General features: G+C 69.2%; 17 protein-coding genes. 15 read left to right on the plus strand and 2 right to left on the minus strand.

Translation table 11 applies throughout. From position 1 onward, the window contains the following. The first annotated feature begins 254 nt into the window (after window positions 1-254). The 9 genes from kdpF (at window position 255) to V6U82_RS06030 (ending at window position 10,987) form a co-directional block, all read left to right on the plus strand. Window positions 255-344, plus strand: a complete 90-nt coding sequence (kdpF, locus tag V6U82_RS05990) for a K(+)-transporting ATPase subunit F (RefSeq protein WP_128137645.1) — start codon at window positions 255-257, stop codon at window positions 342-344. Beyond that, on the plus strand, window positions 344-1,999 hold the full coding sequence (gene kdpA, locus V6U82_RS05995; protein WP_334459726.1) for a potassium-transporting ATPase subunit KdpA: 1,656 nt from the start codon (window positions 344-346) through the stop codon (window positions 1,997-1,999). The genes kdpF and kdpA overlap by 1 nt, the downstream gene beginning before the upstream one ends. A 20-nt stretch (window positions 2,000-2,019) precedes the next feature. Continuing rightward, entirely contained in the window at window positions 2,020-4,209 is a 2,190-nt protein-coding gene (kdpB, locus tag V6U82_RS06000) for a potassium-transporting ATPase subunit KdpB (protein WP_334459728.1), read from the plus strand. Continuing rightward, on the plus strand, window positions 4,209-5,090 hold the full coding sequence (locus V6U82_RS06005; protein WP_334459729.1) for a potassium-transporting ATPase subunit C: 882 nt from the start codon (window positions 4,209-4,211) through the stop codon (window positions 5,088-5,090). Before kdpB ends, V6U82_RS06005 begins: the two co-directional genes overlap by 1 nt. A gap of 71 nt (window positions 5,091-5,161) precedes the next feature. After that, a complete protein-coding gene (locus V6U82_RS06010; RefSeq protein ID WP_334459731.1) occupies window positions 5,162-7,705 on the plus strand; it encodes a sensor histidine kinase in 2,544 nt (847 codons plus the stop codon). Then, complete coding sequence (locus tag V6U82_RS06015; protein WP_128138511.1) at window positions 7,702-8,382, plus strand: response regulator; 681 nt, start codon at window positions 7,702-7,704, stop codon at window positions 8,380-8,382. Before V6U82_RS06010 ends, V6U82_RS06015 begins: the two co-directional genes overlap by 4 nt. Window positions 8,383-8,440: 58 nt before the next feature. Next, complete coding sequence (locus V6U82_RS06020; protein ID WP_334459733.1) at window positions 8,441-9,547, plus strand: magnesium and cobalt transport protein CorA; 1,107 nt, start codon at window positions 8,441-8,443, stop codon at window positions 9,545-9,547. Window positions 9,548-9,646: 99 nt separating this feature from the next. After that, entirely contained in the window at window positions 9,647-10,606 is a 960-nt protein-coding gene (locus V6U82_RS06025) for an ion transporter (protein WP_128138509.1), read from the plus strand. A gap of 111 nt (window positions 10,607-10,717) precedes the next feature. Beyond that, window positions 10,718-10,987, plus strand: a complete 270-nt coding sequence (locus V6U82_RS06030) for a GlsB/YeaQ/YmgE family stress response membrane protein (RefSeq protein WP_073825816.1) — start codon at window positions 10,718-10,720, stop codon at window positions 10,985-10,987. A gap of 51 nt (window positions 10,988-11,038) precedes the next feature. Here V6U82_RS06030 and V6U82_RS06035 read toward each other — a convergent pair whose 3' ends face one another. Together V6U82_RS06035 and V6U82_RS06040 are read right to left on the minus strand one after the other, a co-directional pair. After that, on the minus strand, window positions 11,039-12,622 hold the full coding sequence (locus V6U82_RS06035; protein WP_334459735.1) for a DUF4139 domain-containing protein: 1,584 nt from the start codon (window positions 12,620-12,622) through the stop codon (window positions 11,039-11,041). Window positions 12,623-12,659: 37 nt separating this feature from the next. Continuing rightward, on the minus strand, window positions 12,660-13,505 hold the full coding sequence (locus V6U82_RS06040; protein ID WP_334459736.1) for a hypothetical protein: 846 nt from the start codon (window positions 13,503-13,505) through the stop codon (window positions 12,660-12,662). A 261-nt stretch (window positions 13,506-13,766) separates the two neighbouring features. Between V6U82_RS06040 and V6U82_RS06045 the strand changes: the two genes are divergently transcribed. From V6U82_RS06045 to V6U82_RS06070, 6 genes are all read left to right on the plus strand, one after another. Further along, the gene (locus V6U82_RS06045) at window positions 13,767-14,816 is read left to right on the plus strand and encodes a ComEC/Rec2 family competence protein (protein ID WP_334459738.1); all 1,050 of its coding nucleotides are present in this window, start codon (window positions 13,767-13,769) and stop codon (window positions 14,814-14,816) included. Next, the gene (locus tag V6U82_RS06050) at window positions 14,806-15,576 is read left to right on the plus strand and encodes a hypothetical protein (RefSeq protein ID WP_334459740.1); all 771 of its coding nucleotides are present in this window, start codon (window positions 14,806-14,808) and stop codon (window positions 15,574-15,576) included. The genes V6U82_RS06045 and V6U82_RS06050 overlap by 11 nt, the downstream gene beginning before the upstream one ends. A 251-nt stretch (window positions 15,577-15,827) precedes the next feature. Next, window positions 15,828-18,215, plus strand: coding sequence for a type I restriction-modification system subunit M (locus tag V6U82_RS06055; protein ID WP_334459742.1), 2,388 nt, complete (start codon window positions 15,828-15,830; stop codon window positions 18,213-18,215). Beyond that, window positions 18,208-19,443, plus strand: a complete 1,236-nt coding sequence (locus tag V6U82_RS06060) for a restriction endonuclease subunit S (RefSeq protein WP_334459743.1) — start codon at window positions 18,208-18,210, stop codon at window positions 19,441-19,443. The genes V6U82_RS06055 and V6U82_RS06060 overlap by 8 nt, the downstream gene beginning before the upstream one ends. Continuing rightward, window positions 19,415-22,705 carry a type I restriction endonuclease subunit R gene (locus V6U82_RS06065; RefSeq protein WP_334459744.1) on the plus strand — a complete coding sequence of 1,097 codons (3,291 nt, stop codon included), beginning with the start codon at window positions 19,415-19,417 and terminating at the stop codon, window positions 22,703-22,705. The genes V6U82_RS06060 and V6U82_RS06065 overlap by 29 nt, the downstream gene beginning before the upstream one ends. Continuing rightward, window positions 22,702-23,418, plus strand: coding sequence for a M48 family metallopeptidase (locus tag V6U82_RS06070; protein WP_334459745.1), 717 nt, complete (start codon window positions 22,702-22,704; stop codon window positions 23,416-23,418). The genes V6U82_RS06065 and V6U82_RS06070 overlap by 4 nt, the downstream gene beginning before the upstream one ends. Window positions 23,419-23,461 lie beyond the last annotated feature (43 nt).

The raw sequence follows: 23,461 nt of genomic DNA on the forward strand, positions 1-23,461 counted from the left end.
TCCGGTGACCCGGATCACCGGCCACGGAGGCGGCGTGAAAAGCGCGTCAAGAAACCGCGGCCCCGCGTGATGGTCGCGTCAAGAACCCTGTCCGTCCGGCGGATACGGCGTTGTGATTGCCCGGCGCGGCCGGGAGGCGGTCGCGAGGACATCTTCCGCTAGGAGAGATCAGCCGTGTCTGACGTGCTGTTCGTGTTGCTGACGGTGGGGCTGTTCGCGGCTCTCGCCCTCGTGGTGAGGGGCGTGGAGAAGCTGTGAGCGCCGTCAACGCCGTCGGCCTGGTGCTGGCGCTCGGCCTGGGCGTGTTCCTGGTCGCCGCCCTGCTGTTCCCGGAGCGCTTCTGATGAGCATGACGACAGCGGGAGTGCTCTTCGTCCTGTCGCTGGTGGCGGCGCTCGTCGCCGTGCACCGGCCGTTCGGCGATCACATGCACCGCGTGGTCGCCGGAACCCGGTCGTCTCGGGTCGAGCGGGGGATCTACCGCCTGGTCGGGGTCGACCCGGCCGCCGAGCAGACCTGGGGCGTGTACGCCCGCTCGGTGCTGGCCTTCTCGGCCGTCTCCCTGCTGTTCCTGTACGCGTTCCAGCGCCTGCAGAACCACCTGTGGCTGTCGCTGGGATTCGACCCGGTGGTGCCGCACGGCGCCTGGAACACCGCTGTGTCGTTCGTGACCAACACGAACTGGCAGTGGTACTCGGGTGAGTCGACGATGGGCCACCTGGTGCAGATGGCCGGCCTGGCGGTGCAGAACTTCGTCTCGGCCGCCGTCGGCATCGCCGTGGCGGTGGCGCTGGTCCGGGGCTTCGCCCGCAGCCGCACCGGCGAGCTGGGCAACTTCTGGATCGATCTGACCCGGGTCACGCTGCGGATCCTGCTGCCGATCGCGGTGCTCGGCGCGCTCGTGCTGATGCTCGGCGGCGTGGTGCAGAACCTGTCCGGCGGGACCGACGTGACCACGCTGACCGGAGGCACCCAGACCGTCACCGGCGGGCCGGTGGCGAGCCAGGAGGTGATCAAGGAGCTCGGTACCAACGGCGGCGGCTTCTACAACGTCAACAGCGCCCACCCGTTCGAGAACCCGACCGCGTGGACGAACTGGCTGGAGATCTTCCTGATCCTGTCGATCCCGTTCAGCCTGCCCCGGGTCTTCGGCCGGATGGTGGGGCAGAAGCGGCAGGGCTACGCGATCGTCGCCGTGATGGCGATCCTGGCGCTCGCCGGCATCACCCTCACCAACGTCTTCGAACTGACCGGCGACGGCACGGTGCCGCAGGCGGTCGGCGCGGCGCTGGAGGGCAAGGAGGTGCGCTTCGACGTGTCGAACTCGGCCACGTTCGCGGCGGCCACCACGCTCACCTCGACCGGCGCGGTCAACTCGTTCCACGACTCGTACACCGCGCTGGGCGGCATGATGACGCTGGGCGACATGATGCTCGGCGAGGTCGCCCCCGGCGGCGTCGGCGCCGGCCTGTACGGGCTGCTGATCCTCGCGGTGATCACGGTGTTCGTGGCCGGCCTGATGGTCGGGCGCACCCCGGAGTACCTGGGCAAGAAGATCGGCGCGCGCGAGATCAAGTTCGCCTCGATGTACTTCCTGATCACCCCGGCGCTGGTGCTCGCCGGCACCGCCGCCGCGTTCGCCACCGGCAACGCCTCGACAGCGCTCAACGCCGGGCCGCACGGGCTGTCCGAAGTGCTCTACGCGTTCACCTCGGCCAGCAACAACAACGGTTCCGCGTTCGCCGGCATCACCGTGAACACGCCGTGGTGGAACACCGCGCTCGGGCTCTGCATGCTGCTCGGCCGGTTCCTGCCGATCATCTTCGTGCTCGCGCTGGCCGGCTCGCTGGCCCGCCAGCAGCCCACACCCGCCTCCGAGGGCACCCTGCCGACCCACCGGCCGCTGTTCGTCGGCATGGTCGTCGGCGTCACAGTGGTCCTCGTCGCGCTCACCTTCCTTCCCGCACTCGCGCTCGGCCCGCTGGCCGAAGGGCTGTGACCACCATGAGAGACAAGGACATGACCGCGCCTGTTCAGACCGCCGCCGCGCCGGCTCCCGACGCAGCGGTCACCGGCGACCGAGCCACCCGGGGCGACCGGGTCGGCGGCGGACTCCTCGACCCGAAGCAGTTGCTCGCGTCGCTGCCGGACGCGCTGCGCAAGCTCGACCCGCGCACGCTGTGGCGCAATCCGGTGATGCTGATCGTGGAGATCGGCGCGCTCTTCACCACGGCGCTCGCGGTGGCCGATCCGTCGGTCTTCGCGATCGCGATCACCGTCTGGCTCTGGCTCACCGTGATCTTCGCGAACCTGGCCGAGGCGGTCGCCGAGGGGCGCGGCAAGGCGCAGGCCGACACGCTGCGCCGGGCCAAACAGGACACCGTCGCGACCCGCCTGGTCGGCTGGACGCCCGGTGCCGCCGCGAACGCGTACCGGGACGAGGCGGTGCCCGCCCCGCACCTGCGGCAGGGCGACGTCGTCCTGGTCGAGGCCGGGCAGGTCATCCCCGGCGACGGCGACGTGGTCGAGGGCATCGCCAGCGTCGACGAGTCGGCGATCACCGGCGAGTCCGCGCCCGTGATCCGGGAGTCCGGCGGCGACCGCAGCGCGGTCACCGGCGGCACCCGGGTGCTCTCCGACCGGATCGTCGTCCGGATCACGCAGAAGCCGGGCGAGAGCTTCATCGACCGGATGATCGCGCTGGTCGAGGGCGCCAACCGGCAGAAGACGCCGAACGAGATCGCGCTCAACATCCTGCTGGCCGCGCTGACGATCATTTTCCTGCTCGCCGTCGTCACGCTCCAGCCCATGGCGATCTTCGCGAAGGGCTACCAGGCCGCCGCGCCGGACACGGCGGCGATCACCGACTCCGGCGTCACCGGCGTCGTCCTGGTGTCGCTGCTGGTCTGCCTCATCCCGACCACCATCGGCGCGCTGCTGTCCGCGATCGGCATCGCCGGCATGGACCGGCTCGTGCAGCGCAACGTGCTGGCGATGAGCGGCCGGGCGGTCGAGGCGGCGGGCGACGTCGACACGCTGCTGCTGGACAAGACCGGCACGATCACGCTCGGCAACCGGCAGGCCGCCGAGTTCCTGCCGGTGACCGGCGTGGACGCGGCCACGCTCGCCGACGCGGCGCAATTGTCCAGCCTGGCCGACGAGACCCCCGAGGGCCGCTCGGTGGTGGTGCTCGCCAAGAACGAGTTCGGGCTGCGCGAGCGCGAGCCCGGCCTCATCCCGCACGCCACGTTCGTGCCGTTCACCGCGCAGACCCGGATGAGCGGCGTCGACCTCGACGCCGACGGCGAGATCAGGCACGTCCGCAAGGGCGCCGCCGCCGCGGTGATGAAGTGGGTACGCGAGAACGGCGGCCACCCGACCGAGCAGGTCGGTGAACTGGTCGACGCGATCAGCGGCACCGGCGGCACGCCGCTCGTGGTGGCCGAGCACGTGGCCGGTGAACCGGCCCGGGCGCTCGGCGTCATCCACCTCAAGGACGTGGTCAAGGCCGGGATGCGGGAGCGCTTCGACGAGATGCGCCGGATGGGCATCCGGACCGTGATGATCACCGGTGACAACCCGCGTACCGCGAAGGCGATCGCCGACGAGGCGGGCGTGGACGACTTCCTCGCCGAGGCCACGCCGGAGGACAAGCTCGCACTGATCAAGAAGGAGCAGCAGGGCGGCCGGCTCGTCGCCATGACCGGCGACGGCACCAACGACGCGCCCGCGCTGGCCCAGGCGGACGTCGGCGTCGCCATGAACACCGGCACGTCGGCCGCGAAGGAGGCCGGCAACATGGTCGACCTCGACTCCGACCCGACCAAGCTGATCGAGATCGTGGAGATCGGCAAGCAGTTGCTGATCACCCGGGGCGCGCTGACGACGTTCAGCATCGCCAACGACATCGCGAAGTACTTCGCGATCATCCCGGCCATGTTCGCCGGCATCTACCCGTCGCTGGACCGGCTCAACATCATGCGCCTGGCCGGCCCGGAGTCGGCGATCCTCTCCGCCGTCGTCTTCAACGCGATCGTCATCGTGGCGTTGATCCCGCTGGCCCTGCGCGGCGTGCGCTACCGCCCGGCCAGCGCCTCGACGCTGCTGCGCCGCAACCTGTGGCTCTACGGCCTCGGCGGCATCGTGGTGCCGTTCGTCGGCATCAAGCTCATCGACCTGCTCGTCCAGTTCGTTCCGGGGATCTCGTGATGCGCCTTCCCAGTTGGCTCTCCCAGCACCTGGCCGCCCTGCGCGCGGTGCTCGTCTTCACCGTGCTGCTCGGCCTGGTCTACCCGCTCGCCCTGGTCGCCGTGGGCCGGACGCCCGGCCTCGACGGCAGGGCGGGCGGGTCACTGCTCACCGTCGGCGGCCGGACCGTCGGCAGCTCGCTGATCGGCCAGTCGTTCACCGACGCGGACGGCAACCCCGTCCCGCGCTACTTCCAGTCCCGCCCGTCGGCCGCCGGGGACGGCTACGACCCGACCGCCACCGCGGCGAGCAACCTCGGCCCGGAGAGCGTGGTGGACACGCTCAGCGGCGACGAGGAGACCTCGGCGCAGAGCCTGCTCACCCAGGTCTGCGCGCGCAGCAAGGCGGTCGGCGAACTGGACGGCGTGGACGGGCGACGCCCGTACTGCACGCCGGACGGGGTGGGCGCGGTGCTGGCCGTGTTCCGCGCCGACGGCCTCACCGGCCGGATCACCCGCGTGGTGAGCGTCAACCAGGCCGCGCCCGCGACGCCGTTCGTCGCCACCTGGCAGGGCGTGCCGGTGGAGGCGGCCCGGCCCGGCCACGACTACGTGGCCGAGGGCGGCATCGTCACCCCGGTACGCGGGGACGCCCCGGCGCGCCCCGCCGTACCGGCCGACGCGGTCACCGCCGGTGGCAGCGGCCTCGACCCGCACATCTCCCCGGCGTACGCGGAGATCCAGGTGGCCCGGGTGGCGCGGGAGCGCGGCGCGGACCCGGCGGCGGTGCGGCGGCTGGTCGCCGAGCACACCACCGGCCGGGCGCTGGGCTTCATGGGCGAGCCCGGGGTGAACGTGCTGGAACTCAACCTCGCGCTGGACGAGGCGTTCCCGGCGCGCTGACGCGACAGCGACCGGAGCGGCCCCGGGGAAGACCCGGGGCCGCTCCCGGCCGGTCAGGGAGGATGGACGCTGTGGGCAGGGGTGAACTGCGGATCTACCTCGGGGCCGCCCCGGGCGTCGGCAAGACGTACGCGATGCTGGAGGAGGCCCAGCGCCGGGCCGAACGCGGCACCGACGTGGTGGTCGGCCTGGTCGAGACGCACGGCCGCCGGCACACCGCCGAGATGATCGGCGACCTGGAGGTGGTGCCGCGCCGGTCGATGACCTACCGGGGCGCCGAGTTCACCGAGATGGACCTGGACGCGGTGCTGGAGCGGCGGCCCGAGGTGGTCGTGGTGGACGAGCTGGCCCACACCAACGTGCCCGGCTCCCGCCACGACAAGCGCTGGCAGGACGTGCAGGAGCTGCTCGACGCCGGGATCAGCGTGCTCTCCACCGTCAACGTGCAGCACCTGGAGTCGCTCAACGACGTGGTCGCGCAGATCACCGGCACCACCCAGCGGGAGACCGTGCCGGACCAGGTGGTCCGGGCCGCCGAGCAGGTCGAGCTGGTGGACATGACGCCGGAGGCGCTGCGCCGCCGGATGGCGCACGGCAACATCTACCGGCCCGACAGGATCGACGCCGCGCTGGGCAACTACTTCCGGGTCGGCAATCTCACCGCGCTGCGCGAACTGGCGCTGCTGTGGCTGGCCGACAAGGTCGACGAGCAGCTCGACGCGTACCGGGCCCAGCAGGGCATCTCCGACACCTGGGAGGCGCGGGAACGGGTCGTCGTCGCGCTCACCGGCGGGCCGGAGGGCGGGACGCTGATCCGCCGGGCCGCCCGGATAGCCGCCCGCAGCAAGGGCGCCGACCTGCTCGCCGTGCACGTGGCCCGCAGCGACGGGCTGGCCGGCGCAGACCCGGCCCAGCTCGCCCGGCAGCGGGTGCTGGTGGAGAGCCTCGGCGGCACGTACCACCAGGTGCTCGGCACCGACATCCCGGCGGCGCTGCTGGACTTCGCCCGGGGCGTCAACGCCACCCAGCTCGTGCTCGGGGCGAGCCGCCGGGGCCGGTTCGCGCAGGTGTTCGCCCGCGGCGTCGGGGTGACCACCACCGCGCTGTCCGGCCCGATCGACGTGCACCTGGTCACCCACCCCGAGGCAGGGCGCGGGCGCCGGGGCACGTCGGTGCCCGCCGCGCTGTCCCGTCGGCGACGGCTGATCGGGTACGCGCTCGCGGTGCTCGGCATGCCGCTGCTCACGCTCGTGCTGCGGACGCTGCCCGACCTCACCCTCACCAACGACATCCTGCTGTTCCTCGCCGGTGTGGTGGGCGTGGCACTGGTCGGCGGGCTGTGGCCCGCGCTGGTCGCCGCGCTCGGCGGCTCGCTGCTGCTCAACTGGTTCTTCACCCCGCCGTACCGGACGCTGACCATCGCCGAGGCGGACAACCTGCTCGCCCTGGGCGTGTTCGTCGGCGTCGCCATCGCGGTGAGCTGGGTGGTCGACGTGGCGGCCCGCCGTACCCGGGAGGCGGCCCGGGCCTCCGCCGACGCGCAGACCCTGGCCACCGTCGCGGGCAGCGTGCTGCGCGGCGAGCGCCCGCTGCCCGCGCTGCTGGACCGGCTGCGGGAGACGTTCGGGCTGCGCGCGGTGAGCGTGCTGGAGCTGGCCGACGAGGCGGGCGGACGCCCCGCGCGCGCCCGGGAGGCGGACGCCTGGCGGGTGGTGGCGAGCGTCGGCGAGCGGCCGCCGGGCAGTCCGAGCGCGGGCGAGACGGTGGTGCCGGTCGACGACCGGCTCAGCGTGGTGCTCGCCGGCCGGCGGCTGGAGGCGGCCGACCGGCGGGTGGTCGAGGCGTTCGCCGCGCAGGCCGCCGTCGCGCTGCGTCAGGAACGGCTGGCCGAGGAGGCCGCCACCGCCCGCCCGCTGGCCGCCGCCGACCGGATGCGGACCGCGCTGCTCGCGGCGGTCAGCCACGACCTGCGTACGCCGCTGGCGTCGGCCAAGGCGGCGGTGAGCAGCCTGCGCAGTCCCGACGTCGAGTTCGACGCGGACGACCGGGAGGAACTGCTCGCCACCGCCGACGAGTCGCTGGACCGGCTGGGCCGGCTGGTGGCGAACCTGCTCGACATGAGCCGGTTGCAGGCCGGGGCGCTGGGCGTGAGCGCCACCGCGATCGGGCTGGAGGACGCCGTACCCCTGGCCCTCGACGAACTGGGCCCGGCGGCGGCCGAGGTGACCACCGACATCCCGGCCGACCTGCCGGCGGCGCTGGCCGACCCGGGCCTGCTGGAGCGGGTGCTGGTCAACATCGTGGCGAACGCGCTGCGGCACAGCCCGCCCGGACACCCGCCGGCGATCACCGGCAGCGCGCACGCCGGGCAGGTCGAGCTGCGGGTGATCGACACCGGCCCGGGTATCCCGGAGGACCAGTGGGAGCACGTCTTCCTGCCGTTCCAGCGCCTCGGCGACCGGGACAACCAGACCGGGGTGGGCCTCGGGCTCGCGCTGTCCCGGGGACTGGCCGAGGCGATGGGTGGCAGCATCACCCCGGAGACCACGCCCGGTGGCGGTCTCACCATGGTGCTGCGGCTGCCGGCCGCCCTGCCGGAGGTGCCGCAGGAATGACCCGGATCCTGGTCGTCGACGACGAGCCGCAGATCCTGCGCGCGCTGCGGATCAACCTGCGGGCCCGGGGCTACGACGTGGAGGTGGCCGACAGCGGCGCCGCGGCGCTCAGGGCCGCCGCCGGTCACCCGCCGGACCTGGTGGTGCTCGACCTCGGCCTGCCCGACCTGGACGGCACCGACGTCATCCGGGGGCTGCGCGGCTGGACCGCCGTGCCGATCATCGTGCTCTCCGGGCGGGCCGGCAGCGAGGACAAGGTGGCCGCCCTCGACGCGGGCGCCGACGACTACGTGACCAAGCCGTTCGGGGTCGACGAACTGCTCGCCCGCATCCGGGCGGTGACCCGGCGGCTCGCCCCGGCCTCGCCCGCCGTGCCCGCGCTGCGGATCGGCCGCAACACCGTCGACCTGGCCGACCGGACCGTCACCCGGGACGACGGCGTCGAGGTCAAGCTCACCCCCACCCAGTGGGCCATGCTGGAGAAGCTGCTGCGCAACCCGGGCAAGCTGGTCAGCCAGCGCCAGTTGCTGCACGACGTGTGGGGACCGGAGTACCACCACGAGACGAACTACCTGCGGCAGTACATGGCCCAGTTGCGGCGCAAGCTGGAGGACGACCCGGCCCGGCCCCGGCACCTGATCACCGAGCCCGGGATGGGCTACCGCTACCGCCCCTGACGTTTGCGCGAGCGCCGGTGGGGGACTCGGCGACCCGGCCGAGCAGCGGGGGAGGGGCATGGCGGACAACCGGTCCTCGGAGGGGTTCGGCCGGCGCCTGGACGAGCACGCCATCGACGCCGGCGCGACCGAGCCGGAGCTACCCGACGGGCTGGTCGACAGCGGCGTCTACGTCGACGGGATACGCCGGGCGTCGCCGATGAGCCTCGCCGACACGTTCCGCTGCCTGCAACAGCTCGACGACGCGATGGCCTGGATCGGGTTGCGCCGGCCGGGCCGCGAGCAGATCGCCACGCTCGCCGCCGAGTTCCAGCTCCCCGACCTGGCCGTCGAGGACGCGATCAACGCCCACCAGCGCCCCAAGCTGGAACGGTACGGCGACACCCTGTTCGTGGTGCTGCGCGCCGCCCGCTACCTGGACGAGCGGGACGCGGTCGAGTTCGCCGAGCTGCACCTGTTCCTCGGCCCCGGTTTCGTGATCACGGTGCGGCACGGGGGCACGCCCGACCTGGCCGGGGTACGGCGGCGGCTGGAGGCCGAACCCGAGGTGCTCGCGCTCGGCCCGGAAGCCGTGCTCTACGCCGTGCTCGACCGGGTGGTGGACGGCTACGCGCCGGTGGTCGCCGGGCTGGAGAACGACATCGACGAGATCGAGACCGAGGTGTTCGGCGGCGACCCGAACGCCAGCCGCCGCATCTACGAGCTGAGCCGCGAGGTGATCCAGTTCCAGCGGGCCGCCCGGCCGCTGCTGAAGGTGGTCGACGCGCTCACCCACGGCTTCGACAGCTACGGCACGGACGAGGAACTGCGCCGCCGGCTGCGCGACGTGGCCGACCACCTCACGCAGGTGGTGGAGCGGGTGGACGGGTTCCGGCACCTGCTCCAGAACATCCTCACCGTCAACGCCACACTGGTGTCGCAGGCGCAGAACGAGGAGATGCGCAGCCTGACCGCGGCGAGCTTCGAGCAGAACGAGGAGATCAAACGGGTCTCCGCGTGGGCGGCGATCCTGTTCGCGCCCACCCTGATCGGCACCGTCTACGGGATGAACTTCAGCCACATGCCGGAGTTGGGCTGGCGGTTCGGCTACCTGTTCGCGGTGGCTCTGATGCTGGCCGTCTGCGGCGCGCTCTACCTGCTGTTCAAGCGCCGCGGCTGGCTGTGAGCGGGGCCGGGCGCGCCTCGGCCGGAACAGTTCGCCGTCGGTGATCCACTAAAGTGTCCGGGTGGCTACCCCCTGTCGTCCGCGCGTCGTCCGGCTCTCGTGTGCCGGAGGGGAGCGCTGATCGGCGACACGGTTCCGGCACCGCGCGGCGGGCGCCGGACCGCCACCGGAAAGCGCGGGCTGGCCGGCCACTGTGCACGACTCGTCGCGTCCCGGCCGTTCGAGGTGGCCATCGTGGTGCTCATCATGGCCAACGGTGTGGTGCTGGGTATCGAGACGTACCGGGACCTCGGCGCTGCCGGGCCGGTGCTGCGGTGGACGGAGTGGATGTTCCGGGCGGTCTTCGTCGTGGAGATCACCATCCGGGTGCTCGCGTACGGCCGCCGCCCGCAGGACTTCTTCCGGCACGGCTGGAACGTCTTCGACCTGCTGGTCACAGCGGCCATATTCATCCCGGGCCTGCACGGCGACTCCGCGGTGCTGCGATTCATCCGGGTCGCCCGGGTGCTGCGCCTGGTGCGCTTCTCACCCGGCCTGCGGACCATCGTCGCGGCGCTGTGGCGCAGCCTGCCCGGCGTCGCGGGTTTCCTCGCGCTCGCCGCCGTCACGCTCTACGTGTACGGCATGGCGGGCTGGCTGATCTTCGGGGACCGCTACCCCGAGCAGTACGGCGACATCGGCCGCTCGCTCGTCACGCTGTTCGTGCTGCTGTCCCTGGAGACGCTGCCGGACCTGCTCGAACAGGGTCTAGAGGTGTCGCCCTGGACGCTGCTCTACTACGTCAGCTTCGTGATGATCGCGGTCAATCTCCTGCTGAACATCCTCATCGCCGTCATCGTCAACTCGATGGAGGAGGCGCGGCGGCTGGAGATGACCGAAGGGCTGGCCCCGGACTACGACTCCGACGGGGACGGGATACCGGACGAGGTGGACCGGATCGCGATCAGTCAGCGCCTGGACGACCTGCGGATGGTGATCGCCGAGCTGGAGCGGGAACTGCGCATCGACCGGGAGGAGCCCCCCGGCGCGCCGCGCCGCCGCCAGCCCTCGGACCACTGATCAGGGACGGTCATGACAGTTCCGTGACGAAAGCAGCTCCCGGGTTTGGCCGAGTGGTTGATTGGGGCAACCAGCGAGGCGTCAACACATCCGAGGGAAGGGACGCCTCTCGTGGAGATCACGGGCTTCTTCACCGCGCTCATCATCGGCCTCGTCATCGGCGCGCTCGGGCGCCTGGTGGTGCCGGGCAAGCAGAACATCCCGATCTGGCTGACCCTGCTCATCGGTGTGGTCGCCGCGTTCGTCGGCACCCTGGTGGCCGGCGCGTTCGGCGTCGACGACACCCCCGGCATCGACTGGATCGAGCTGGCGCTCCAGGTCGGCTTCGCCGCCATCGGTGTCGCCGTCTTCGCCGGCCTCTACGGCCGCCGCCGCGTCTGAGGCACCCGACACGGGGCCGCTTCCGCACGTCGCGGGAGCGGCCCTGTCGTGTCATTCCCGCCAGCCGGTCAGCTCGACGCCCTTCGCCAGCTCCACCCGGAAGCCCAGGGCGATCTCGCCGCTCTCACCCGGTGCCAGCGACAGCCGCCAGGTCAGCTCACCCAGCTCCGTCCGCTCGGCCGGTGGCGGCGTCAGCGCGGTCTCGCGTACCACCACCGCCTCGTCCCGGGACACCGGTAGCTGGTCCCGCACCTCGACGGTGGCCGGGCGGGGCGTGTGGTTCGCGACAGTGATCCGGTACTCCACCTCCCGCCGCCGCGTCGACCCCAGCGTGGCCTTGCTCTCGGTGCGCCGGGACAGCTTCCGCTCCACCCGCACCCGGTCGTCGATCCCGAGCGCCAGCTCCGTCTCCTCGCCCGGCGCCCAGGTCTTCAGTCGCGTCGCCGCCACGAAGTCGGCGCCGTGGAAGACCGACGCCGGGCCGGGCAGCAGGGTGTGGTCCGACGTGTTGCGGACCGTGGCCCGCAGGTGCGCCTCGGCGGCGCGCACCGGCACGCTCACGTGGTCCAGCCGGGCCGGCAGCTCCAGCACCGCGATGGTGACCCGGTGCGCGCTGCCGTCGGCGGGCACCGCCACCGGCCGGGCGGGCCGGTAGGTCGCCGCCGTCACGCCCTGCTCCACCTCGGCGACGCTCTCCCGCACCGCCGGTGCCGCGGCCCGCGCCGCGCGGGGGCGGCCCGCCGGCGTCGCGCCGGGCGCCGGGGGCGGCACCATGCCGGCGAACGACGCGGCCGACACGGCCGTCGGCGGCTCCGGCCGGAGGCGGTCGAGATACCAGGGCGACAATTCGGGTACGCCGCTCGCCGCCGCCGGCCGGGCGGTGGAGAGCTGGAGTTCGCACTCCGGCCAGTCCTCGCCGGTGCCCTGGCTGACCAGCCCGAACCAGGTGACGGTCATGGTGTCCTCGACCAGCCGCAGGTCGTAGGAGGGCGTCCAGCGGGCGCCGTCCACCAGGTACGTCAGCTCCAGCTCCACCTCGGTGTCGTCGGCGTCCACCGAGACGGACACCTCGGCGGCCAGCCGGTCCGGCTCCCGCTTGCCGCGCGCCGCGTCCAGCTCCCGGTCGACGGCGGCCAGGTCCTCGGCCAGCTCGGTGCGCCGCCGGGCCAGCCCGCGCCGCCGGGTCCGGGACTCGGCGAGCTGACCGGACACCGAGTCGGTGAAGGCCGCGACGTCGGCCGGTGCCGCGTCGCCGGCGGCCAGCGCCCGGGCGTACGTGCCACCCGCGCGCTCGGCCAGCCGGGCGAGGAACTCGCCGCGCTGTTCCTCGACCGCGTCGGTGTCGCCGACCTCGGCCAGCTCGTCGGCGAGTTCCCGGCGTCGCCGTTCCAGCTCGACCACCTGGGCGTCGGTGCTGCGGGCCTGCCGCCACGCGGCCACGTCCACCCCGAGTACCGTCACCGCGCCCCGGCCGCCCACCCGGATCGAGTCCCGGCGCAGGCCCAGCGGGAGCGGGGCGACGCGTACCCGGTGGTCGCCGGCGGTCAGCCGGACGCGGCCGCGGCGGGTGACCCGGGCGCGGTCCGGGTAGACGGTCACGCCGACGACCGGCGCGTCGATCTCCACAGTGTCCACGGCGGCGAGAGTAGTTCAGGCGCGCACCGCGGCGGGACTACCGAAGGTGCAGCCGCTCGTCGACCGCGAGTGCCGCCAGTTGGCGCGCGGTGAACGGCAGCGGGGCCGCGGGCGCCTGCCTGTCGTACGTGCCCTGCGCGACGAACACCACCACGCCGTCGGGATGCCGGTAGGCGGCCCACTGGTCGAACCGGTTGTCCGAGCCGGGCCGGACCACCACACCCACCGTCGCGTCGCCGACGGTCATCGGCTGGCACTCGCCCCCCATGCCCCAGAACTCACGCGCCAGGGCACACGGTTCGGTCGGCAGCAGGTTGCCTGCGGTGTGCACCTCGGTGAGCAGGCGTCCCCGCCACGTCCCCTTCGTCACGTCGACCGAGGCCAGGTAGCTCCACAGCTCGATGCCGCCGGCCCGTCCGCCGAAGTTCGCCTCGTGCATCCCCAGTGTCTCCTTCCCGGTCTCGCTGGAGACGGTCTTCTCGGCGGTGTAGCCGGCGGGCACCACTGTGACGAGCCGGTCGAGCAGCAGGACGGCCTGGTCGGACCGGTAACCCGCCCGTGCGGTGCGGTCCTGCTGCGGCAGACCGTCGGGTCCGGTGGGCATCGGCTCGGCGCTGCCGTCCGACGACGGTGGCGGGGCGGCCTGGGGCAGCGCGGCCGGTGGGCGCCGGTCGCCGCCGTCCGGGGTGGAGAGCGCCACGACACCCGCGACGCCCGCGACCGCGAGTACGGCAGTCGCCGATCCGGCGCAGGCCCGGACGGCTCGGCGCCTGGTGCGGGCCCGCCGGGCGGAGCGCAGCATGCCCTCGGCGTTCAGGTGCGGTGGCGTGGTGACGCTGAGCATCTCGTCGCGAAGCGCCTCGCGCAGCTGGTCTCCGTTCATCGTTGCCCCTTCTCGCTCGGTGAGTGCATGGGTGACAGGAGGCCGCGCAACGTGTCCAGACCGCGGGCGGACTGGCTCTTCACCGTAGTCAAGTAGCGCAAGAAGCCAACAGATCCCGCCTCAATAGTCAACGAGCAACAGGTCTAGCAGGTGACGAGCAGAAGATGTCTCTCACAATGGCCGACGTCCATGAGGGTCGAGGCGTACAGTTCGGCAAAGTTCGATCATGTGTACGACACCTCTCGGGGGGTTGAGAGAACGATGTTCGAGGTGGACTTTCTGCCGGTGGAGAACCGGGACCAGGACGGCGGCAAGAGCGGCGACGCCATCGCGATCAATTTCACGGTGCACGCCGAGCAGCGGCAAGCCGTTGTGGTGATCGACGGCGGCTTCAAGGACACCGCCGACTCACTGGTCAGCCACATCAGGGAGTACTACGGTACGAACGTGGTGGACCTGATGATCTCCACGCATCCCGATGCGGACCACCTGAATGGACTGGCAGGCGTCGTGGACGCCCTCGAGGTGCGGGAGCTGATGGTCCACCAGCCCCGCGCACATGCCCGTGACGTGTCCGACTTCAGCAATCTCGAGGCCCTGGACGAACTCCTGGACAGGGCCAAAGCCCGGAACGTGGCGGTGAGCGAGCCCTTCACCGGAGAGTCGCGGTTCGGTGGTCAGCTGACGGTGCTCGGGCCGACGACCAGCTACTACGAGAGCCTGCTGGCGCAGCAGTTGTGGGAAGCCAAGCACTTGGCCGCGTCGGCGACGTCCGCCAGGGGCTGGTGGCAGCGAGGGGTCAACCTCCTCGAACGAGCAGTCGACTGGCTGCCGGTGGAGACGCTGACCGATGACGGCGAGACCAGCCACCGGAACAACTCCTCGGTGATCACGTTGCTGACCCTGGACGGACAACGGATGTTGTTCACCGGCGACGCCGGCATCCCCGCCATGACGGCCGCCGCCGATCAGTACGAGAGCACATACGGGTCGTTCGCGGCTTTCCCGCTGTCCTTCATGCAGGCGCCGCACCACGGGAGCAAGCGCAACCTGGGGCCCACCCTCCTGAACCGCATCCTCGGCATGCCCAACTCGCCGCACGCGCCCTCGACGATCGCCTTCATCAGCTCCGCCAAGGCGGCTCCGAAGCATCCCTCACCGAAGGTGGTCAACGCCCTGACGCGTCGAGGTTGCTTCGTGGGAGCCACCGAGGGAAAAGCCATCTGCCATAACTCGGGAACACTGACGCGTCCGGGATGGGGCACCTTGCAGCCACTCCCGGCGCTGGTCGAGGACGACGATGAAGCTTAGTGAGGCGGTCAGCGGCTTTGACTCCTACAGCCGGCGGGCTCGCATCTATCCAGCGATGCTCGCCGTGCTACCCATCGCGCTGATCTCGGCGCTACTCACGAACAACAAACCGCTCGTAGCGCTGAGCCCGATCTTGTTGAGCGCAGGAACATTGTTCCTAGCCAGCAACATCGTGCGCGTACTCGGCCAACGCGCGCAGCAGCGCTTGATTGTGAAGTGGGACGGCATGCCCACGACCAAGCTGCTCCGATTCCGCGAGGCTCAGAACAGCGTCATGTTGCAACGGCGTCGACAAGCCTTGGAAGCGCTGTTCGGCGCTCCGCTACCCACCCGTCGGCAAGAAGCCGCCAACCCTCAAAAGGCAGATGAAGCCTACATCGCAGCAACCCGCTGCCTGATCACCCATGTGCGTTCGCGACCTGGCCAGTTTCCCCTCATTGATCACGAAAACGCCGCCTACGGCTTCGCCCGCAACCTGCTTGGCATCAAACCGCTCGCGCTCGTCGTGCTCACGGCCTCAGCTGCGGCCGACGCTGTCATCTATTTGCGCGACGGGCTGACGAGCCCGCTCGTAGTGGTCGGCGGACTGCACTTGAGCCTCGCCGCCGCCTGGCTCTTCTTCATCCGACCCGCGTGGGTGCGCCAGGCTGCCGAGACCTACGCCGAGCGGCTTCTCGAAGCCTTAGACCTACCGCCCGAACGAGCTACCAACGAGCAGAACGGTAGCGCAGACCAAACGCCCAGCCTCGCAGCAGAGTAACTTCGCTCTGCGAGATCGCTCGCACCCTATCGGTCGTTTTATGTGCATTAGACCCAATGCGAACTCCTCCGCCATCATGACCCACCGCGCACCCCGCATCAGGCGGCCCTTGGGTTGCTGGAGCGTCACACCCGGTCACGATCGGCAGTCTAAAAGCATCCGCGACACAGTGATCCGCCTACGAGCGGCGGACTGCGCGGGCCTAGGCTTGGCGGTTGCACGACGATGGGCGAGCGTAGAGGGTGGAGCGGGTGCGGAAGTTGACGTTGCCGCAGTTGGAGCGGCATCTGTTCGCGGCGGCGGACATCCTGCGGGGCAAGATGGACGCCTCGGAGTTCAAGGAGTACATCTTCGGGATGCTGTTCCTCAAGCGGGCGTCGGACATGTTCGACGCCGAGCGGGAACGGGTCCTGGCCCGCTACGCCGATCGCGGCCCACAGGAAGCCGAGCACCGCGCCGAGCAGCCGGAGTCGTACCGGGACGCCTTCTTCGTCCCGAAGATTGCGCGCTGGGACCGTCTTCGGCGGCTGCACGACGATGTCGGTAGCGGCATCAACAAGGCATTGTCTGCCTTGGAGGAGGCTAACCCCGATTCACTGGAAGCGGTTCTTCAGCACATCAACTTCAACCAGCAGGTCGGGAACTCGCGTATACCGGACAAGAAGCTGCGGGATCTAATCGCGCACTTCAGCAAGTACCGCCTGCGCACCGAGGACTTCGAGTTTCCGGACCTGCTAGGCGCTGCGTACGAGTATCTGATCAAGGAGTTCGCGGATTCGGCCGGCAAGAAGGGCGGTGAGTTTTACACCCCCCGGGCGGTGGTTCGGATGATGGTCCGCTTGGTCAAGCCGGCCGAGGGCATGAGCGTGTACGACCCGTGCTCGGGCTCTGGCGGAATGCTGATCCACGCCAAGGAGTACGTCGAGGAGCACGGCGGCAACCCGCGCAACCTACTGCTGGCCGGGCAGGAGGACGCCGGCAGCGTCTGGTCGATCTCGAAGATCAACCTGCTGTTACACGGCATCCCCGACGCAAAGATCGAGAACGACGACACCCTGGCCAACCCTCGTCACGCACACGGCGGCCAGCTCGACCTATTCGACCGGGTGCTGTCCAACCCACCGTTCTCGCAGAACTATTCCACGGACGGCATGCGCTACAGCAGCCGGTTCCGCTGGGGCTGGGCACCCGAAGGTGGTAAGAAGGCCGATCTGATGTTCGTCCAGCACATGATCGCCATGCTCAAAGCCAATGGCATTGCGGCCACCGTCATGCCGCACGGCGTGCTGTTCCGCAGTGGCGCCGAGCGTGACATCCGCACTAACCTTCTTAACGACGACGTCATCGAAGCCGTCATCGGTCTAGCCCCCAACCTTTTCTACGGGACGGGTATCCCCGCCTGCGTGTTGGTGCTCCGCGCGCCCGGGTCCAAGCCACCAGAGCGGGCCGGCCAGGTGCTGTTCATCAACGCCGACCACGAATACGCCGCTGGCCGCGCCCAGAACTACCTGCTGCCCGAGCACATCGAGAAAATCGTGTACGCGTATGAGGCGTTCACGAACATCCCGGGCTACGCCCGGGTGGTGACCCGCGCGGAGTTGCGAGACAACGACGACAATCTGAACATCCGCAGGTATGCCGACAACGCCCCGCCACCCGAGCCGCACGACGTGCGCGCCCACCTGCACGGCGGCGTGCCGAAGGCCGAGGTTGCCGACAAAACGGACCTCTTCGCCGCGCACGGCTTCACCACTGATGCCGTGTTCGCAGACCGGGACGACAGCTACTTCGACTTTGCCCCAGCCGTCGACCGCGCCACGCTCGCCGCACTGGTTACGAACCATGCCGGGGTTCGCGCCCGTGAGTCCTCGCTGGCCGCCGCCCAGGACGACTGGTGGGACGAGCACCGCAAGCTGGTCATCGAGCTGCCGGCGACACAGCGGCTGATGGCAGCCCGCACCGAGCTGATCGAGTCCTTCATCGACGCGTTGTTGCCGGTAGGGCTACTCGACCGGTTCCAGATCGCTGGGGTGATTGTGCGTTGGTGGGACGACAACCAATACAACCTACGAACCCTTGCCACTCACGGGTTCGGTGGCGTCATTGACGGCTGGATGGTCACCATCGAGGCCGCACTCGGCTCCGACGCCCCGTACCATCACCCGCTTCCGCTGCGGCTGATCCCCGAGTATCTCGAAGAGCTCAATGGCGTCGAGGCGGAGCGAGCGTCGTTGGAGTCCCAGATCGCCATAGCCACCTCAAGTCGGGACGGAGATGAAGAGGACGACGAGACAGGTGCCGAACCGGAGATCGGTCCGGCTGAGTTGAAGCGGATCAAAGCCCAACTTGCCAAGATCAAGCGGCGGCAGCGGGAGCTTGAGGCCGCGCTCATCGCTCGAATGGACAAGGCTCGATCAGCCCTCACTGACCAAGAGGAACAAGACCTCGTGCTGGGCATCTGGCGTCAGCACCTGACCGCCCACCTGGACCGTTACACTTGCAACCACCGTCGCATGGTTATCGCTGCGCTTGAGAATTGGTGGGACAAGTACGCAGTGTCACTCGCCGATATCGAAGGCCGGCGCGACGCCGCTGCCGCCCAGCTCACCACTTACCTCCGGGAGTTGGGCCATGCTTAACACGCACGAACACCTACTCAGCGGACGTCCCGACGGGTGGACAGTCTCCTCTCTAAACAAGATCGCGACTCGAATCGAGTCCGGCGGAACCCCGTCTCGCTACGTACCTGCCTATTGGAACGGAAGTATCCCATGGGTGACACCAGGCGAACTGACGGGTCATGGCGACAAGTACCTGCGTTCGACCCGTGATCGGATAACCAGCCAAGGATGCGCTGCTTCCGCTGCACGGGTAGTGCCGGTCGATAGCCTTATTGTTACCACGAGGGCGACAATAGGGTCAGTAGCTCTTGCGGGTGTTCCCCTCAGCACGAATCAAGGATTCAAGTCCATCGTCTTCCGTGGCGGCTGCGACCCCCACTTCTTCTACCACCTCTTCAAAATTCTCAAACCGGAGATGGTGCGCCGCGCATCGGGCACTACTTTCCTGGAGATATCAAGGCGAGAGTTCGGCCTTATCAATGTGCCTCTTCCCTCCCTGCCTGAACAGCGGAGAATTGCAGAGATATTAGACTCGGTGGACGAGGCGATCCGCTCAACTGAGCGGCTAGTTGGGAAGGCTTCGACTGTTAGCTTCGCCCTCCGGCGCCAACTGCTGCTAGGGAATGGTCTGCCAGATGCGAATCGTAGTTCTGCAAGAATCGGGGACGTGCTCGTTCGAGCCGAATACGGCATCTCCTCACCCCTTGGGTATGGAGCCGGAGTGCCAGTCCTTCGGATGAATAATCTCAAGGGTGGCGAAGTCGACACCGCCGACCTAAAGTACACCGTGTTTCCCGTGCCACGAAGGCTGTTCTTGAATTACAAAGATGTGCTGTTCAATCGAACCAACAGTCTCGATCACGTCGGGCGCACTTCGATCTGGCGAGGTGCCTCAGGAACAACTACCTTCGCCTCCTATTTGGTGAGGCTTGTTCAGGATGAGCGAAAGATACTACCCGAGTATCTCATGCTGTGGTTGAACCTGGACGAGGTTCAAATCGAGATGCGGCGGTTTGCCACGCCTGGCGTGCACCAGGTGAACATCAATCCAACTAATCTCAAGAAGGTGCGAATCGAGTTCCCGCACTCACTGGAACAGCAGGAGGCGATATGTCGTCAGATTGCGGCCAGCGACCCTCCTGTGACTCAAGCTCGTGCTGAGCTGGCTAAGCTCGAACAACTCAAGCAAGGGCTAATGGAGGATCTGTTGACAGGACGTGTTCGGGTTCCGGCAGAAAGGGCGTAGCGGGGTGGGCTCGGGGTCGGAGTACGAACGGGTCGAGCAACCGTTGCTTAAGCAGCTCATCCGGATGGGCTGGCAGCACATCGAGGGCAGCAAGGCGGACCCGCCCAACGTCACGGGGCGGGAGAGCTTTCGGGACGTGCTGCTGATCAACCGGCTCCGCGCCGCGCTGCTGCGGATCAACCTAAATGACGACGGCCGCGCGTGGCTCGATGACAGGCGAATCAGCCAGGCGATCTCTCAGCTCACCCGGCCTCAGGCCAATTCCTTGCTGGAGATCAACGAGGAACTGACCGAGAAGCTGTTACGCGGCGTCACCGTCGAGGGGATTCCGGGCTGGGATGGCGGCCGGGACCGTACGGTCCACTTCATCGATTGGACCAGTACCGATCCGCTGGCCCGTAACGAGTTCCTGGTGGTCAACCAGTTCCGGGTCAATCCGCCCGGTGGACGTGCCCCGATCTATCCGGACGCGGTGCTGTTCGTCAACGGCATCCCTCTGGTTGTGGTGGAGGCCAAGTCCCCGACCCTGCCGGCTCCGATCAACGCGGCGATTGAGCAGCTACGCCGATACGCCAATCAGCGTGGCTCGGTCGAGCCCGAGGGAAGCGAGCGGCTGTTCCACACCAACCAGTTTGTCGTTGCCACCTCCTTCCACGAGGCCCGGGTGGGCACGCTCACCTCACTTGCCGAGCACTACGTGGAGTGGAAGACAACTGCCCCCGCACCCGAAGAAGACGTCCAAGACGACCTCGGCGTAACGCGGTTGTCGTCGCAGCAGCGTTTGGCCGCGGGGATGCTGCACCCGGCCCGGCTGCTGGACCTGGTGCGGCACTTTACGTTGTTCATGCAGCCAGAGGACCAGAAGATCAAGGTGGTGGCACGGTATCAGCAGTACCGGGCAGTGCGGGCGACCATCGATCGGCTGGTTAGCGGGCCGACCCGGGCGCAGGACGGTGCGCATGATCGGCGTGGCGGGATCATCTGGCATACCCAGGGCTCCGGCAAGAGCTTGACCATGGTGTTCCTGGTGCGGGCGATGCGCTCGCATCCGGCGCTTGTGGGGTTCAAGGTGGTCGTGATCACCGACCGACGCGACCTGCAAAAGCAGCTCGCGGGCACGGCCGAGCTTACCGGCGAGACGGTGCACACGGCCAAGAGCGTCGCGAAAGCCAAGCAGTTCCTCGCCATGCCGGGCAAGGCGCTGCTCTTCGTGATGATCCAGAAGTACCGGAATCCGGAGGCGCGCAAGAACGACGACGCGGCGTTGAAGACCATCGGCGAGCTCGACCCGTCACCTGAGGTGCTGGTGCTGGTGGACGAGGCGCACCGGTCGCACGCCAGCGCGCTGCATGCCGCGCTGCGCACGGCCCTTCCCAACGCTGCTCGAGTCGGCTTCACCGGCACACCGATCATCATGGGTGCAAAAAAGAAAACGCACGCGATCTTCGGTGCCTACCTCGACCGGTACGACATCCGCCAGTCGGAAGCCGACGGCGCCACCGTGCCGATCGTGTACGAGGGCCGCACCACCCGCGGTGGGGTTGCCGACGCCGACGACATCGACGAGTTCATCGACTTGTACGGGCTCAGCCCTGAGCAGACCGAGCAGCTTAAGCAGCGGTACGCCACCAAGGCGCACGTCAACGAGGCCGAGCAGCTCATCGCCGCCAAGGCGCGTAACATGCTGCGCCACTACGTGGACGTGGTGCTGCCCAACGGGTTCAAGGCTCAGGTGGTGGCCAGCAGCCGGCGGGCCACCGTGCGCTACCGTAACGCGCTACTGGCCGCCCGCGACGAGTTGGTGGCCGAGCTGGACGCCCTGGACCTGGTGTGGCGGGAGCCCGAGGCGCTGGCACGGGTCGACCGGCTGCCGGCGAAGCGGGCCACGCTGGTGCGGGCCTGGCGGTACCGGGACGTCATCGCCGCCCTGGACTTCGTCCCAGTGATCTCCGGCCGGCAGAACGACCCGGCAGACCTGGCCGCCTGGACCAGCGGCTACGAACAGGTCGTCGAGGACTTCAAGGCCAAAAAGCTGCCGATGCCTGGCGTGCCCGCCGAGCAGGCCAGCCCGGTCGCCATGCTGATCGTCAACGCGATGCTGCTGACCGGGTTCGACGCGCCCCGGGAGCAGGTGCTCTACCTGGACAAGGCGGTTCGCGAGGCCGACCTGCTCCAGGCCATCGCCCGGGTCAACCGCACCGCGCCCGGCAAGAGCGTCGGTTACGTGGTGGACTACTACGGCGTCGCCCAGCATCTGGCGCAGGCGCTGGAGGCGTACGCCCCGGACGACATCGAGGGCGCGCTGAGCAGCCTCGACGACGAGGTGCCGCGCCTGGCCGCCGCACACGCCGCCGTCCGGCAGCTCTTCGGTGGCATTCGGGACCTCAGCACCGTCGATGCCCAGGATACCTGCGTGGAGGCGTTGGCCGACGAGCGGCTGCGGGCGAGGTTCGAGGCTGCGCTCAAGATGTTCACCCGCAGCCTGGAGATCGTGTTGCCGTCGGAGAAGGCGCTGCGGTACGTGGCCGACGGCAAGGCATTCGGCGCTATTGCGCACCTGGCCCGCCGCCGCTACCGCGACCACACCCTGTTCGACGTCCGCGTGTACGGGGAGAAGGTCCGCGCGTTGATCGACGCGCACGTCCATGCCTTGGGCATCGAGCAGAAGATCCCGCCGATCTCCATCACGGCCGCCGACTACGCCGAGAAGGTCAGCGGGCTGACCAGCCCGCGCGCGAAGGCGTCGGAGATGGAGCACGCCATCCGGCACCACATCAGCGAGCACATGGACAGCGACCCGGCCCACTACCAGCGGCTTTCCGAACATCTGGAGCAGATCCTCACCGAGCTGCGGGATCAGTGGGAGCAGCTTGCGCTGGCGCTAGCCGACTTCCTGCCGGTGGTGACCGCCGGGCGGACCAAGCATGCCGAGGGGCTCGACCCGCGTACCGAGGCGCCGTTCCATGACCTCATCGCCGAAGCGCTGGCCGAACATGGCCGGCCAGTCTCCCCCGAGACCACTGGACCGCTGCGACAGGCCACCATCGACGTCGTACACCTCATCCGTGAGGACATTCGCCTGGTCGGCTTCTGGGACAACCCACACAAGCGCGAACAGCTTCGACGGGCGGTCATCGCGCGACTGGACGACAGTCGGCTGGAGGACGGCAGCGACCTATTCAAGTACGCCATGCTACGGCCGCTCGCCGACCGGCTGCTGGAGCTGGCCATGCACAACCACCACCGGCTGGTGTCGTCATGAGCGTGGCCGAGGCGCTGCCCGACACGATGCTCATCGGGGACCTACACTTCGCGGTCCGCGAATCGCCGCGACGCGCCACCGTTGGCATCACCGTAAATCGGGACGGATCGCTGTACCTGCAAACCCCTACTGGGTGCCCGCCGGACGCGTTGGCCGCGTGGGCGTACTCCAAACGGATGTGGGTCTACCGCAAGCTGGCCGAGAAGGACCTGCTGCTATCGGCCCGCCCAGCGAAAGAGTTCGTCAGCGGGGAAGGATTCGCCTACCTGGGCCGCAGCCACCGCCTGCTCGTCACCGACGCCGACGAGGTGCGGATGGAACGCGGCCGGCTGCTTCTACCCCGATCGGCGGCGGCCGGCCCAGACCCAGGCGCACATCTGGTCCGCTGGTACCGCGCCCGGGGCCGGCACTGGCTGCCCACTCGGATCCGTCGGTGGACCGACCGGATGGGGCTGGTCCCGACTGGACTGGACGTGCGTGACCTCGGCTACCGATGGGGATCCCTAAGCGCCAACGGCCGACTCAACATCCACTGGGCAACACTGCAACTACCACCGTCACTGATCGACTACGTGCTAGTACACGAGCTCGCGCACGTGGCGCACCCACAGCACACGCCCACGTTCTGGGCGACGGTGGAACGGGCTATGCCCGACTACAAACGCCGCAAGTCTGACCTCCTCGGTGCCGGTGCCCGGCTGTGGATGGGCTGACGTTCGGCGTGCACTACTTTACGAGCGGCACCGCCCCACCTGG

This window comes from Micromonospora sp. CPCC 205554, assembly GCF_036902745.1.
GTDB classification, from domain to species: Bacteria; Actinomycetota; Actinomycetes; order Mycobacteriales; family Micromonosporaceae; genus Micromonospora; species Micromonospora tulbaghiae.